Origin of the sequence: Sulfuritalea sp. (assembly GCF_017302275.1) — a bacterium.
In the GTDB taxonomy this organism is placed as follows: Bacteria; Pseudomonadota; Gammaproteobacteria; order Burkholderiales; family Rhodocyclaceae; genus Sulfuritalea.
In genome coordinates this window covers 71,784-85,496 of record NZ_JAFLDR010000002.1, presented here as the reverse complement: position 1 = coordinate 85,496, position 13,713 = coordinate 71,784, and the positions used below count along the sequence as shown (strand labels likewise).

Below are 13,713 nucleotides of genomic sequence, written 5' to 3'. Positions count from 1 at the left end.
GCCCCCTCGCGGGGAGGCTTCTGGTTCGCTCGCTTCGCTCGCCGATCACCAGTCGCGCCGAACGAGCGATTTCACGCTAAACCATGTACATCCACGAAACCATCGCCGGCTTGCGCGCGGCGCGCCGCCGCTCCGGGCGCGTCGCGCTGGTGCCGACCATGGGCAACCTGCACGCCGGCCACATCGCACTGATGACCCAGGCCCGAGACCACGCCGATCAGGTGATCGCGACGATTTTCGTCAATCGCCTGCAATTTCGCCCCGGCGAGGACTTCGAAAAATATCCGCGCACCTTCGCCGAAGATTGCGCCAAGCTGGAGGCGGCAGGCGTGGACCTTCTCTTCGCGCCGGACGAGGCGCAGATGTATCCGCAGCCCCAGACCTACCATGTCGAACCGCCGGCAGAACAGGCAGGCGTGCTCGATGGCGAGTTTCGACCCGGACATTTCCGCGGCGTCGCCACGGTGGTGATGAAGCTGTTTCAGATCGCCCAGCCCGACGTGGCCCTGTTCGGCAAGAAGGATTACCAGCAACTCATGGTGATTCGCAACATGGTTCGCGAGTTCAACGTCCCGATCGAGATCATCGGTGGCGAGACGGTGCGTGCTGATGACGGGCTGGCGTTGTCCTCGCGCAATGGCTACCTTTCCGCCACCGAGCGTGCCGAGGCTCCGAGGCTGTATCGGCTGCTGGCGGAACTGGCCGCCGAGGTCCGCAATGGCGCCAGGAACTACCCGGAACTGGAGGCCAGGGCCATGAATGCATTAAGTGTGAATGGGTGGGCGCCGGATTATGTTGCGTTGCGTAAAAGGCTTGATCTACAATGCCCGTCCGCTCACGATTCCGGATTGGTGGTGCTGGCGGCGGCGCGCTTGGGTAGCACGCGCCTCATCGACAATCTGGAAGTTTAGGCCAGCGCGATGCGCGCATGCCGGTGGTGCGCCAGAAGCGAAACGGATGGAATTTGCGTCGGTTTTCGCGAGGTTCCGAACTGCCGCCTTTGCATGAGAAGGGTCTGACGATGCAGCGCACGATGCTCAAATCGAAACTCCACCGCGTGACGGTGACGCACGCCGAACTGCACTACGAAGGTTCCTGCGCGATCGATGAAAACCTGCTCGATGCCGCCGACATCAAGGAATACCAGCAGATCGACATCTACAACGTGAACAACGGCGAGCGCTTCACCACCTACGCCATCCGCGCCGATCGCGGGACCGGCACCGTCTCGGTCAATGGCGCCGCCGCGCGCAAGGCCGCCACCGGTGACCTGCTGATCATCGTCACCTATGCCCTGATGAACGAGATCGAATTGCAGAACTTCGAACCCGATCTCGTGTACGTCGATGCCAGGAACCGCATCACCCACCACAGCAAGCGGATTCCGGCGCAAGCCGTAGCATGACCGGTTCGCTGCCATCCTGATCGAAGCCCGCCATCCGGTGGGCTTTTTCCGTTTCCGGCAGGCCCTTGTCGGGATGAAGTCCGGTGTGTCGGTCCGCATGTGCGGCGTTCCGGTGCGGTATAGTCGTTGCGGCAGGACTATGACGAGCGTCGATACCGGAGGGGGCATGGCCAAGAGGATACTGATCGCGGACGATGAGCCGAACATCGTCATTTCGCTCGAGTTCCTGCTCAGGCGCGAGGGCTATGAGGTGGTTGTCGCGACCAACGGTGTCGCGGCATTGGAGTCCGTTCGCGAGCAGCGACCCGACCTGGCGATTCTCGACGTGATGATGCCGCAACGGAACGGCTTTGAAGTCTGCCAGGATCTGCGCGGCGACCCGGAAATGCAGGGGCTGCGCATCATCATGCTGACCGCCAAGGGGCGCGATACCGAGGTTGCCAAGGGGCTGGCGCTGGGCGCCGACCACTATATGACGAAGCCGTTCTCGACCCGCGAATTGGTGGCACGGGTCAAGGCCCTGCTGGCCGACGGTTGATTCCCGCGACGCGAAGCATTTCCATGCAAGCCACCGTGACCGATAGCGACGGCGCCGAGGCCGTACCCGTTCACCTCAACATCAGCCTGCGCAAACTCGCGCTGGTCCCGCCAATCATGGTGGCGCCGGAGATGTCGGTGCGCGATGTACTGCGCAGAATCGATTCAGACGATGCGGAGGCCGCTGTCGTCGTCGATCTTGCCAGCGGCGTGCCGCTGGGCATCGTCACCTTGCGCGATGCGTTGCGCGCGATCGTCGCCGACGAATGCGACCTGGCGGGTCCGGTGGCCGGGCTGATGACCGGCGGGCTGGTCAGCCTGTCGGCGGACGCGACGGTACACCAGGCGACGCTGCTGATGTTTCGCCGCGGCATGCGCCATCTGGTATTGACAGACAACGACGGGCGCCTTTTCAATGTCGTCTCGCAGGCCGATCTGTACGGCATGCAGTCGGCCGACTCCGCAAGCCTGATCAATGCCATCCTGTCGACTCGCAACATCGCCGAGCTCGCCACCCAGTCCGCCGCGGTGCGCCGCTTCGCCACGCGCCGGCTCGCCGCTGGCGACGGCCCGGAACTGCTGTGCGAGTGGATTTCGGCGCTCAACGACCTGATCGCCATGCAGGTGATCGACCTGGTCGAGGGCGAGTTCGAGCTGCCTTACGTGCCGTGGTGCTGGATGGTGTTCGGGTCTGAAGGACGGCTGGAGCAGACGCTGGTCACGGACCAGGACAATGGCATCGTCTTCGCGGCGGACTCGGCGGCGCAGGCCGCGGAACTCCGGCTCCGCTTCCTGCCCTTTGCCAAGGCCGTGAACGTCGCGCTCGACGCTTGCGGCTTTCCGCTGTGCAGCGGGGACATCATGGCCGGAAACCCTGCCTGGTGCCTTTCCCTCGATGAATGGAAACAGTGCTTCGACGACTGGATCGCGGTACCGGAGCCTAAGGCGCTGCTCAATGCCACGATCTTCTTCGATTTTCGTCCGCTCTATGGCAACGAGGAACTGGTCGCCGATTTGCAGGAGTGGCTGCTGCGTCGCACCGGTGGCAACACGGCGTTCCTGCGGGCGATGGCTTCCGTTGCCCTCGAACAGGAGCCGCCACTGGGCTGGTGGCGGGATTTCCGCCTCGACGGCGGCAAGGAGCATCCGCATACGCTCGACCTCAAGGCGCATGGCATTCGGCTGTTCGTCGATGCGGCGCGCGTGCTCGCCCTGGATCATCGCGTGCTGTCCACGAATACCGTCGAACGACTGCGCGGTCTGCGCAACACCATGGGCAGTCGGCTTCCTGCCGGGGAAGTCGAGGCAATGGCGGCGGCCTTTTACCAGATGCAGCGCCTGCGCTTGCGGAACCAGGTGGGAGGCGAGTTCCCCGACGCGGCCAACCGCATCAATCCGGATCGCCTGCACAAGCTCGACCGGCAGATACTCAAGGAGGCACTGCGCCAGGCGCGGACCCTGCAGCAGCGCTTGCAGCTGGATTACCTGACCTAGGGTCGGGTTGCCCCGCGCCAGTCTGGCGCCACCCCTGCAACCGCGGATTCGGTGGATGTAGTGTGTGAGAATCGCATCTGAATCTTCCCGGGGAAGCCCGCCTGGTCCGCCCGTTGGCATCGCGCCTCTTGTTTCTGTTCGCGGCCCTGGGGGCAGGCGTCGGCCAGGCGCTTGCCGAGTCCGGCCAGTCCCAGTGCCGATTTTTGTCCAGCATTCCTACAGCCAGGAGTATCCGTTGGCGCGGGGGCAGCACATTGGATTCATGGCGTCGCCCGACGCGTACACGGGGTGGGCCTATGACGTGCGCGGCGAGTATCTCGAGACCAAGCGCGTCGATTATGGCGCCGACTACGCGCGCCTGACCGCCCCACCTGCGCGTCAAGTACGCCGGCTGCAGGCCCGCCGACATCTAAGCTTCCGACGACAACGCCCTGTCCTTCGCGCTTGCAGCAGCCGGAGATCGTCGTCATCGGCGATGCCGGCGAAACCCACCGGGCGATAGAACACGAGGTGCGTGCAGAGTCGATCCTGCATCCGGGGATGCCGGCTACTTTCTTATCCTGCAATCGGCTCGATGACCTGGTCGGCGAGCTGGACAAAGCGCGCGCGTTTCGTCTTTCTCACCAAGCTGGGGGCGTTTGCCGACGCCCCGGGACGCACCCTGAGCCTGCCGGAAGCACTCGACGCGATTGCCAAGAGCGGCGATTTCATCGTCCTCGGCATGGAAAGTGCCTATCTCCGGCCTGGAGTGCTGGACGCCCGGTTCACCAGTGGGCCGCGGCCGAATTGCTGCGTCATCACATGGAAGGCGTCGCGCTCGGCGCGTTGCCCCTTATAGAGGAAAGCTCGAACGAATACGTATTCGACGATCTGGAACCGGAGCGCTCGCGTCTGACGCTGCCACCTGAGCTCGACCGACGGGCGCTGCACCTCAACGTCAAGCCCGGCTTCTACGCCGCCAATCGCAGCATTGTGCTCGGCGCCCATGCTCAGGACTCGCGTCCGGGATAACCGGTGATGTCCCGGATCTCGCGGTAGAGCGGTTGCAGTTGCCGGTACATGCGGCAATACACTTTCCGGTAGAGCTGGTCATAGGTGCGCACGTTCTGCGTTTCCGGTGCGAACACCCGGCCCACGCGCGTCATCTCGCGCACCGCGGTGGCGAAATCGGGATGCAGGCCGAGGCCGACAGCGGCGACGATTGCGGCGCCAAGGCCGCTGGTCTCGAACAGGTGTGGCCGTTCCGTGGGCAGGTTGAAGACGTTGGCGGTGATCTGCAGCGCCGCATCGCTTTGCGAGCCGCCACCGGAGACGCGGACGCGCGTGATGCGCGTGCCGCCGCGGCGCTCGATGCGTTCCTTGCCATCGCGCAGGGCGTAGGCCAGGCCTTCGAGGATGGCGCGATAGAGGTGGGCGCGCGTATGCACTTCGCCGAAGCCGATCACCGCACCCTTGGCCTCCGGACCGGGAACCTTGATGCCGGGGTTCCAGAAGGGTTGCAGCATCAGGCCCAGGGAACCGGGCGGCACGGCGTTGACCAGGTCGTCGAACAGGCTCTCCGGCGTCACTTCGCGCTGGCGTGCCTCCAGTGTCTCGGGCAGGCCGAACTGTTCCTTGAACCAGTTGACCATCCAGAAGCCGCGCGTGATCTGGATCTCAGTGTTGTAGTGGCCGGGGATCGCGGCCTGATAGGGGGGAATGAAGGGCGTGGCCTCAAGGTAGCGCGGCGTGGTGGTGTTGATCGTGGCGGCGGTGCCGTAGGAGAGGCAGGCGATGTCGGGCGTCAGGCAACCAGCGCCGATCACCTCGCAGGCCTTGTCGGCGGCGCCGGCGATCACCGGCAGACCCTCGGGAATTCCGGTGTCGCGAGCCGCGGCGGCGCTTACCGTGCCCAGCCGCGCGCCCGCCGGGAGCAGTTCCGGAAGCATTCCGCGCCGGATCGGGAGGCACTGCCATTTCCAGTTCCAGGAGTGCGCCCAGCGCCCGCGCCGATAGTCGAATGGGATGTAGCCGACCTGGCTCGCGGCGGAGTCGACGAAATGTCCGGTGAAGCGCCAGTTCAGGTAGCCCGAGAGCAGCAGGTATTTCCCGGTGTGCGCCCACAATGCCGGCTGATGCTGGGCGATCCAGTTGGCCTCGGCCTCGCGCGCGAAGTAGCGCACGGTGTCGCGCATGCGCACCGCGCGCAGCGCCAGTTCCCACCACCATGCCAGCTTCGGGTTGGCGTCGGCGCGACGCTGGTCGAGCCAGACGATGGCCGGTCGCAGCGCTTCGCCGCGGGCGTCGAGGTTGATCACCGTGGCACGCTGCGTGGTGACGACCAGGCCGCGCAGCGCCGACTTCGGCACGCTGGTGTTGGCCCACAGATGCTGGCAGGCCAGGCTCAGTGCGCGCCAGAATTCCCCGGGATCGTTCTCCACCCAGCCCGGCTGCGGCGCCTGGTAACTGTCGATCCCGACCTGAGCCTTGTCGACCAGGTGGCCTTGCAGGTCGAAGATCAGCGCGCGCACGCTTTGGGTGCCACAGTCGATGGCGAGGAGGTAGTCGTTGCTCATCGCGGCATGGAGTGTGGGAAGGCCCGCCTGATCGCCGTGGCGCCAGCGCCGACTCTTGGATTAAGGTGAAACAGCGGGATAGGTCGCTGCTGAAATCGAGCGCAGCGAGCTGGCTAGTAACCCCCCGCGAGGGGCGAGGCGGGAATTCGCGACGCATGCGTCGCGCGGCCACAGCCGGCTGGCTGTGCAAAGCCAGCCGTGGGCCGCACAGCGGAAGGGGGACGGGCGAGTAATGGTTTTCGCGTGTTTCATCTTCTGCGGGTGGCGCTCGGGGTCGCTGGCGTCAGGCGGCGGCGACCACGGTCTGCCGCTGCTCGCCCAGGCCATCCACCGCGAGTCTGAGCCGGTCGCCGACGGCGAGGAAGCGGCCGCGGCCCATGCCGACGCCTTGCGGCGTGCCGGTGCAGATCACGTCGCCGGGCAGCAGGGTCATGAAGCGCGAGACGTAGCTGACGATCTCGGCGCAGGAAAACACCATGTCGGCGGTGGAGGAATCCTGCATGCGTTCGCCATTGAGGTCGAGCCACAGGCGCAGCGCCTGCGGGTCGGGTACTTCGTCCTTCGACACCAGCCAGGGGCCGATCGGACCGAAGCTGTCGCAGCCCTTGCCCTTGTCCCACTGGCCGCCGCGCTCGAGCTGGAAGCTGCGTTCGGAGACGTCGTTGAAGGTGCAATAGCCGGCGACATGGTCCAGCGCGCGGGTCTCGGCGACCCGACGTGCCTCGCGTCCGATCACGATGCCGAGTTCGACCTCCCAGTCCAGTTTGGTGCTGCCGACCGGTTTGATGATCGGGTCGTTGGGGCCGCCGATGCAGGTGGTGGCCTTCATGAACATCACCGGCTCGGTCGGGACCGGCATGCCGGCTTCGTTGGCATGGGCACGGTAGTTGAGGCCGATGCCGACGATCTTGGAAATGCCGGTGAAGGGCACGCCCAGGCGCGGCGCACCGCTTACCACGGGGAGCGTCGCCGGATTCAGCGTGCAGAGGCGCTTCTGTCCGGCGGGGGAGATTTCGTTCCAGCCGATGCCGGCGATATGGGCAGAAAGGTCGCGCAGGCCGCCGTCGGCGGCGATCAGCCCGGGCTTTTCGCGCCCCTTGGCGCCGTAGCGGATCAGTTTCATGGCGTCTCCTTTGTCAACTACATCGCCAAGCGCGACTCGCCGAGTTCGAGCGTAGCGACCCAAATAGTAGCCTCCCTGCAGGGGGCGGAGGCGGGGTTTCGCAAAGCGCCGCTTTGCGCTGCCGCTGCCGGTGGGCTGTGCAAAGCCCACCGTGGACGGATGGGAGGGGCGGACCAATAGGCCAGCTTAAAAATCCTACGTCGGCGGGGAATCTCACGATGTGGAATGGTTCATCGAAGTCACGAGCGTCAGGGGCGCTACTTCTGCCTCTTGCCGCGCCAGATCGCGTCCGGTTGCTGCTCCAGGGTTTCCGCCAGCAGGCGCAGGGCGTCGGCAGCGCGGGCGATCTCCTTCAGGGCGGCATTGACGTTCTGTACCGTGGGCGCGTCCTGTTCTGTCAGGCTGCGCATGGCGCTGGCGGCTCGCGCCAGGTCCTCGCTGGCCTGCGTCATGCCGGCAACCACGCGCGAGTCGGGGCGCGCCAGGTCGGCGATGCGGTCGGCCGCGGTGTCGAGTTTGGCCATGGCGGCCTGTGCCGCCAGCAGCGCCTTGTTCATCTCGGCCAGGTTGTCGCGCACATCCTTGAGCATCGGGCCGCCCTGCGCATCGAAACGCCTGGCGAGCGATTCGAGGTGGCGCAGCGTCGCATCGAGGTGGCGCGGCAGGTCCTGCGTGGCCTGCGCCGACATCAGCTTGTTCACTGCACTGCTGATCGCCGCGACGTCGGCGAGGAACTGGTCCATCGGAAAGCTTTCGAGCTTGGTGGTCAATTCCTGCACGGTGGTGCGGATGGTCGGGATTTCGCTCTGTTCAGAATCGATGGCGGCGAACACTGCCGGCTTGTCCGGATGGAAATCCAGATCGACGTAGAGCTGGCCGGTGAGCAGGCTTTGCAGGCGCAACCTCGCGCGCAGGCCGCGCTCGACCAGTTGGTGGACCGTGGCGCGGTCGCGCAGGTCGATGTCGGTGCCACCGTGGGAGTGCACGACCCGGGGCTCCACTTCGATCGTTACCGGCACCAGGAAGCGGCGACTCTGTTGGTCGAGACCGAGCTGTATCTGGCGCACGGTGCCGACTTTGACGCCGAGGAAAACCACCGGTGCGCCGACCTGCAGGCCTTGCGCGGCGCCCTCGAAATACAACACGTGCTGGCGGCGTTCGCCGAACCAGCTGCCGCCAGCCAGCAGCAGCGTGGCGACGATGGCCAGCGCCAGGGCGCCGAGGACGAAGGCGCCGATCAGGGTGGGGTTGGCTTTCCTGCTCATGGCGTCTCCGCCGGAACGTTGAGGCGTGGCGGCGGTGCCTCGCCGCCACGCGTGAGGAAGTGGCGCACCTTGGGGTGACCGTTCTTCAAGGCGTCCTGCGGATGGCCGGTGGCGATCATGCTGCGGCTTTCGGAATCGAGATAGATCGAATTGTTACCGATGCTGAGGATGCTGGCCAGTTCGTGCGTGACGACGACGATGGTGGTACCCAGGCTGTCGCGTAGTTCGACGATCAGCTCGTCCAGGCGCCGCGCCGTCAGCGGATCGAGGCCGGAGGAGGGTTCGTCGATGACCAGGATGTCGGGGTCGAGCGCAATCGCCCGCGCCAGCCCGGCGCGTTTCCTCATGCCGCCGCTCAGCTCGGCCGGGTAAAGGTCTTCGCAGCCGGCCAGTCCGACCAGCGCCAATTTGAAAGCGACCAGTTCGTCCACCCGGGCCGGAGGCAGGCCGGAGTATTCGGCGATCGGCAGCGCGACGTTTTCCGCCAGCGTCAGCGAACTCCATAGCGCGCCTCCCTGGAACAAGATGCCAAGGCGGCGCTTGAGCCTTTGTTGTTCTTCCGCCGCCGCATTCCAGAAATCCTCGCCGCTGTAAAGCACCGATCCCGCCGCCGGCCGTTGCAGTCCGACCAGGGCACGCATCAGCGTCGTCTTGCCGCAGCCGTTGCCGCCCATGACGATGAAGATGTCGCCCTTGTTGACGACGAAGTCGAGGCCGCTTTGCACGATGAAATCGCCATAGGCCATGGAGAGATCGCGTACTTCGATGTGCGGCACGGGGTCCTCCGGGCTACCCTCCCCCCCGGCCCCCTCCCCGGGGAAGGGGGTGAGCGGGGTGCGCCGCTGAGCGGCTCCGGGTTGTGGCTGGTGCCCCTTCGGGCGGCCGTGCGGGGCACTCATATGCCGAGCTGGTAATAGACGATTGTCATGATCGAGGCGGCGATCGTGATCAGCAGGATCGCGGTGACCACGGCGGAGGTCGCCGCGTGGCCGACCGCCTCGGCGCTGCGCCCGCATTGCATGCCGCGCAGGCAGCCGGCGAAGGCAATCATCGCGCCATACACCGTGCCCTTCGACAGGCCGACGGCGAACTGCTTGAATTCCAGTGCGCGCAGGGTCTCCGTGTAGTACTCGAAGACGCCGATGTCGAAGATCGTGACCGACACCAGCAGTCCCGCCAGCATTCCGATGAATCCCGAGTAGAGAGTCAGCAGCGGCACCATCAGCATCAGTGCCAGCATGCGCGGCAGCACCAGGAAATCGATGGTGGAGATGCCCAGCGCCTTGTAGGCGTCGATCTCTTCGTTGACCTGCATGGTGCCGAGCTGGGCGGCGAAGGCGGCGCCGGTGCGGCCGGCGATGATGATGCCGGTCATCAGGGCGCCGACCTCGCGCACCATGCCGATGGCCACCAGGTCGGCGATGAAGATCTGCGCCCCGACCAGTTTCAGCTGGTCGGCGCCCAGGTAGGCGAGGATCAGCCCGACCAGGAAGCTGATCACCGAAACGATGGGCAGCGCGCGCGGCCCGACCTCTTCGATTTCCAGCCACAGGTCGCGGGCACGGAAGCGGGCACGGCCGGAGACCAGTCGCAGCAGCGACAGGGTGACTTCGCCGAGGAAGCCCAGCATTTGCGGCACGCCGCGAACGAACTCCAGGGTGGCGATTCCCGCCTGGGCGAAGAGCCCCGGCGTGCCGGTACTGCGCCCGGACACCTTCTGCTCGGGTATCGCCCGTGCCATCGCCAGCAGGCGCTGCGCACCCGGCGGCAATCCGCCGCCATCGACGGCAATGCCGCGTTCCGCACAGGCCTTGTAAATTCCGGCGACGAAGCTGAGCAGTCCCGAATCCCACTCGGTGAGTTCGCCGGCATCGAAGCTTACCTGGCGCACGGAAGCGTCGAGCTTGTCTCGCAGGACTTCCGCTTCCGGCAGCCCCTGGTCAATGCGCCAACGCCCGCCAAGGCCGACGAACAGGATGCCGCGGCTATCGGCCTCACCCGGGCGCAGGGCCAACCGCCACGCAGCCGCACCCCCCATGGTCGTCCCGGCGCTATTTCCTGCCAAAGCCGCCGAGCAGGGCCGCCACGGGGCGCTGCGGGCGGGTGGGAATCGGCTTTTCCGCGGCCACTGCACCGGCGGCGGATTTGCTGACGTAGGGCTTGGTCGGATCGAAGTCGAGCTTGGGCAGGCGCGGGTCGAGCCGCGGCACGTGGGCGGCGGGGCTGGGCAGCTCGCGTCCGGCCGGCTTGACGCCGTCCAGCGTCAGCGCGCGGTCGCGCTCGCGGGCCTTCTCGCGGGCGCGCTCGAGGTGTTCGCGTTTGTGGCCGCGATTGCTCGGCGCACGCTCGGGCGGCGAGGAGGCCAGCTCGGCGAAGCCGCTGATCTCGACGCGCTCGATCTGGCGCTTGATCAGCTTTTCGATGTCGGCCAGCCGCTGCTTTTCCTCCGGAGAGAACAGCGAGGTGGCGTCGCCATGCTTGCCGGCGCGGCCGGTGCGGCCGATGCGGTGCACGTAGTCCTCGGCGGTGTGCGGCAGTTCGTAGTTGATGACGTGGGGCAGGTCGTCGATGTCAAGGCCGCGCGCGGCGACGTCGGTGGCGACCAGCACGCGGATCCTGCCGGACTTGAAACCTTCCAGCGCTTCGGTCCGTTGCTGCTGGCTCTTGTCGCCGTGGATGGCGTCGGCGGCGATGCCCTGGCGTTCGAGATAGACCGCCAGCCGGCTGGCACCGAACTTGGTGCCGACGAAGACCAGCACCTGTTTGGCCTTCTCTTCGTCATGGGTCAGGAGGTGCACCAGCAGGCTGCGCTTCAAGTCGGAGGCGACCGGGTAGACGCGATGGGTGATGGTCTCGGAAACGGCATTGCGGCGCGCAACCTCGATCAGTTGCGGCGCCTTCAGCATGCTGTCGGCAAGGTTCTTGATCTCGTTGGAGAAGGTGGCCGAGAACAGCAGGCTCTGGCGTTCCTTGGGCAGCATGGCGAGGATGCGCTTGATGTCGGGGATGAAGCCCATGTCCAGCATGCGGTCGGCCTCGTCGAGCACGAGCACCTCGACCGAAGCGAAGGAGACGCTTTTCTGTTCGACGTGGTCGAGCAGGCGGCCCGGGGTGGCGACGACGATCTCGCGCCCTTCGCGCAATTGCGCGATCTGCGGTTTGATATCCACGCCGCCGTAGATGCAGACCGAGCGCAGCGGTACATGCTTGCTGTAGGTGACGACGCTTTCATGCACCTGCATCGCCAGTTCGCGCGTCGGCGCCAGAATCAGGGCGCGCACCGGATGGCGCGCCGGCGAAGGAGAAGAAGTAGCGTACCTTGCCAGGCGCTGGAGCAGCGGCAGGGTGAATCCGGCGGTCTTGCCGGTGCCGGTCTGGGCGCCGCCCATGACGTCCTTGCCGGACATGATGATGGGGATGGCCTGGGCCTGGATCGGCGTCGGGTGCGTGTAGCCCGCGTCCTTCACGGCGCGCAGCAATTCCGGCAGCAGGCCGAGATCGTCGAAGCTGACTCGGGGAGGTTCGGAGGTCGGCGCCGGCGATACGGCGGTGTCGACGGGAATGGCGGGCGTGATGCTGCTGTCGTTGTCGTTCAATGGAACTCCTGAATCGGCCTGCCCCTCTCGGGGAACCGGTTCAGGCGGCGAAGCGCTTGAGGGAAATGCGGCGAATTGCCGGATCGGGCGCCAACCGGCAGGGCGCGCCACGCGTATTGTATTACAGGCCACCCCGCCGCGCGGCCGGGCTTGGGCGCGGCGGCCTACTTGAACAGGCCCTTGATCGATTCGCCGGCCTTGTCCAGCGTTTGCCCGGTCGACTTCAGCAGACGGTCGAAATTTACCGATACGGCCAACTTCGATTTCAGTGCGGCCGTGATTTCCTGCCCCAGTTCGCCCGGCGTGATGCCGCCGCGCGCCTTGCCGATATTGCGCAGCGTGATATCCGGCAACGGGATGGTTAGGGTTTTGCCGCCCATGAAGGCCGCACTGGCGCGCGCCCTGGCGTTGCTGATGGTCAGTTCCTCGACGATCAGTTTCGGGCCGGATCGCTGTTTGTCCTTGTCGGCGGGTCCGAGGTAGGCCGCAATGTTCTTCTGGATCGCGTCGAAATTCGTCGCGGCCTCGCCTTTCTCGTAGATCACGTCCGGTCCGTCGATGGCGATCATGCGGACGACAATGACATCCCTGGTGACGGAGGCGATCTCGATGTCGACATCGATGCGGTCCACCTTCAGCGCGTGCGAGGTCTTGAATCCCGCCGGATTCCCGATCGACAGCCGATGGATGCTGCCTTTGCCGTTGGAGGGCGAGATGCGCACCTCGCCGACGTCGACCTTGGCCTTGGTCATGGCGCTGCCATAGTCGCCAATGGCATCCCTTACCAGGCCGTCGATGTTGCCGGACAGCCAGTAAGCGATCGATCCGACCACCGCGGCCAGGACCAGCAGGACGACGATCAGCTTTTTCATGATCTGCCCAGCAGCAGGCGCATGGTGGCGCCAAAAAGTGGATGGCTCGCCGCGCCCAGCGCTTCGACGCTCGCTAGGTGATGGCGGCCGGGCAGGGGCAGGTCGTCGCGGAAGCAGTGTGGCCAGGCACTGCGGATCAGGCGGTTCTGGCGGCGGAATTCGGCGCTTTCGTCGGCGCCCACGGCGGTGATCAGGGGCATCGCCAGCCCGGGCCGATAGTTGACAGGACTGACGAACTTCGCGCTGCGCGTGTCGAGTCGCAGGTCGTCTTGCAGGAAGGCCGCATGGACCAGCGGCCGCAGGTCGTAAATCCCGGAAATGCAGACGGCGCCATGCAGCAGGTCGGCCGGCAGGTCGGGCGACCAGCGCGGCCAGTCGGCGGCCAGCATCATCGCCGCGAGGTGGGCCCCCGCCGAGTGGCCGGCGACCACGATGCGCCCGCGATCGATGCCGAGTTGCGATGCGTCGCGGTAAAGCGCGGCCAGTGCGCGCAGCATCTGCCGCACCATCTCGGCGATCGGCGTCGCCGGCGCCAGCCCGTAGTTCGGCATTGCGACGGCGACGCCGGCATCGACGAAGGTCGGCGCGAGAAAGGAAAAGTCCTGCTTGTCCAGCGAACGCCAATAACCGCCGTGGATGAACACCAGCAACGCAGCGTTGCGCCCGGCGGTCGGGTAGAAGTCGAGGGTTTCCGCGGGCGCGGGGCCGAACCGGCGGTCAGCGTCGACTTGCAGGCGGGCGCGGGCGGCGCCGGATTCCTCGCGCCATCGCTCAAAGATTTGCGGATGATCCGCAATGGCGGCGCGGGCGTTGTACTCGCTTTCGAGTTGCTCTGGCGTCAACATGCCGCGGCCTTGGCAAGGTCC

At 65.9% G+C, this 13,713-nt stretch carries 13 protein-coding genes; 5 read left to right on the top strand and 8 right to left on the bottom strand.

Features of this window, described 5'->3' with window-relative positions; all coding sequences use genetic code 11:
* Nucleotides 1-83: 83 nt before the first annotated feature.
* The 5 genes from panC to J0M27_RS01415 all read left to right on the top strand — a co-directional run bounded on the left by panC (nt 84) and on the right by J0M27_RS01415 (nt 4,447).
* The gene (gene panC / locus J0M27_RS01435; protein WP_294986722.1) at nt 84-911 is read left to right on the top strand and encodes a pantoate--beta-alanine ligase; all 828 of its coding nucleotides are present in this window, start codon (nt 84-86) and stop codon (nt 909-911) included.
* 110 nt (nt 912-1,021) lie between these two features.
* A complete protein-coding gene (gene panD / locus J0M27_RS01430; RefSeq protein ID WP_294986720.1) occupies nt 1,022-1,405 on the top strand; it encodes an aspartate 1-decarboxylase in 384 nt (127 codons plus the stop codon).
* Nucleotides 1,406-1,571: 166 nt separating this feature from the next.
* Nucleotides 1,572-1,943, top strand: coding sequence for a response regulator (locus tag J0M27_RS01425; protein WP_294986718.1), 372 nt, complete (start codon nt 1,572-1,574; stop codon nt 1,941-1,943).
* Nucleotides 1,944-1,966: 23 nt separating this feature from the next.
* Complete coding sequence (locus J0M27_RS01420; RefSeq protein ID WP_294986716.1) at nt 1,967-3,436, top strand: DUF294 nucleotidyltransferase-like domain-containing protein; 1,470 nt, start codon at nt 1,967-1,969, stop codon at nt 3,434-3,436.
* Nucleotides 3,437-4,222: 786 nt separating this feature from the next.
* Nucleotides 4,223-4,447, top strand: a complete 225-nt coding sequence (locus J0M27_RS01415) for a hypothetical protein (RefSeq protein ID WP_294986714.1) — start codon at nt 4,223-4,225, stop codon at nt 4,445-4,447.
* Here the strand turns inward: J0M27_RS01415 and J0M27_RS01410 are convergent.
* The 8 genes from J0M27_RS01410 to J0M27_RS01375 all read right to left on the bottom strand — a co-directional run bounded on the left by J0M27_RS01410 (nt 4,426) and on the right by J0M27_RS01375 (nt 13,692).
* On the bottom strand, nt 4,426-5,991 hold the full coding sequence (locus J0M27_RS01410; protein ID WP_294986712.1) for an FGGY-family carbohydrate kinase: 1,566 nt from the start codon (nt 5,989-5,991) through the stop codon (nt 4,426-4,428). The genes J0M27_RS01415 and J0M27_RS01410 overlap by 22 nt on opposite strands.
* A gap of 283 nt (nt 5,992-6,274) precedes the next feature.
* Complete coding sequence (locus tag J0M27_RS01405; RefSeq protein WP_294986710.1) at nt 6,275-7,114, bottom strand: fumarylacetoacetate hydrolase family protein; 840 nt, start codon at nt 7,112-7,114, stop codon at nt 6,275-6,277.
* Nucleotides 7,115-7,371: 257 nt separating this feature from the next.
* The gene (locus tag J0M27_RS01400) at nt 7,372-8,379 is read right to left on the bottom strand and encodes an MlaD family protein (protein ID WP_294986708.1); all 1,008 of its coding nucleotides are present in this window, start codon (nt 8,377-8,379) and stop codon (nt 7,372-7,374) included.
* On the bottom strand, nt 8,376-9,155 hold the full coding sequence (locus tag J0M27_RS01395; protein WP_294986707.1) for an ATP-binding cassette domain-containing protein: 780 nt from the start codon (nt 9,153-9,155) through the stop codon (nt 8,376-8,378). Before J0M27_RS01395 ends, J0M27_RS01400 begins: the two co-directional genes overlap by 4 nt.
* A 119-nt stretch (nt 9,156-9,274) precedes the next feature.
* Nucleotides 9,275-10,393: an ABC transporter permease gene (locus J0M27_RS01390; protein WP_294986705.1), complete on the bottom strand. Its 1,119-nt coding sequence runs from the start codon at nt 10,391-10,393 to the stop codon at nt 9,275-9,277.
* 37 nt (nt 10,394-10,430) lie between these two features.
* Nucleotides 10,431-11,942: a DEAD/DEAH box helicase gene (locus J0M27_RS01385; RefSeq protein ID WP_294986968.1), complete on the bottom strand. Its 1,512-nt coding sequence runs from the start codon at nt 11,940-11,942 to the stop codon at nt 10,431-10,433.
* Between the two features lie 197 nt (nt 11,943-12,139).
* Entirely contained in the window at nt 12,140-12,847 is a 708-nt protein-coding gene (locus J0M27_RS01380; protein ID WP_294986703.1) for a hypothetical protein, read from the bottom strand.
* On the bottom strand, nt 12,844-13,692 hold the full coding sequence (locus J0M27_RS01375) for an alpha/beta hydrolase (RefSeq protein ID WP_294986701.1): 849 nt from the start codon (nt 13,690-13,692) through the stop codon (nt 12,844-12,846). The genes J0M27_RS01380 and J0M27_RS01375 overlap by 4 nt, the downstream gene beginning before the upstream one ends.
* Nucleotides 13,693-13,713: the final 21 nt, after the last annotated feature.

Excerpts from the sequence above, each read along its gene's own strand:
- panC (WP_294986722.1), top strand. The coding sequence starts at position 84 with ATGTACATCCACGAAACCATCGCCGGCTTGCGCGCGGCGCGCCGCCGC.
- panD (WP_294986720.1), top strand. The coding sequence starts at position 1,022 with ATGCAGCGCACGATGCTCAAATCGAAACTCCACCGCGTGACGGTGACG.
- J0M27_RS01425 (WP_294986718.1), top strand. The coding sequence starts at position 1,572 with ATGGCCAAGAGGATACTGATCGCGGACGATGAGCCGAACATCGTCATT.
- J0M27_RS01420 (WP_294986716.1), top strand. The coding sequence starts at position 1,967 with ATGCAAGCCACCGTGACCGATAGCGACGGCGCCGAGGCCGTACCCGTT.
- J0M27_RS01410 (WP_294986712.1), bottom strand. The coding sequence starts at position 5,991 with ATGAGCAACGACTACCTCCTCGCCATCGACTGTGGCACCCAAAGCGTG.
- J0M27_RS01405 (WP_294986710.1), bottom strand. The coding sequence starts at position 7,114 with ATGAAACTGATCCGCTACGGCGCCAAGGGGCGCGAAAAGCCCGGGCTG.
- J0M27_RS01400 (WP_294986708.1), bottom strand. The coding sequence starts at position 8,379 with ATGAGCAGGAAAGCCAACCCCACCCTGATCGGCGCCTTCGTCCTCGGC.
- J0M27_RS01380 (WP_294986703.1), bottom strand. The coding sequence starts at position 12,847 with ATGAAAAAGCTGATCGTCGTCCTGCTGGTCCTGGCCGCGGTGGTCGGA.
- J0M27_RS01375 (WP_294986701.1), bottom strand. The coding sequence starts at position 13,692 with ATGTTGACGCCAGAGCAACTCGAAAGCGAGTACAACGCCCGCGCCGCC.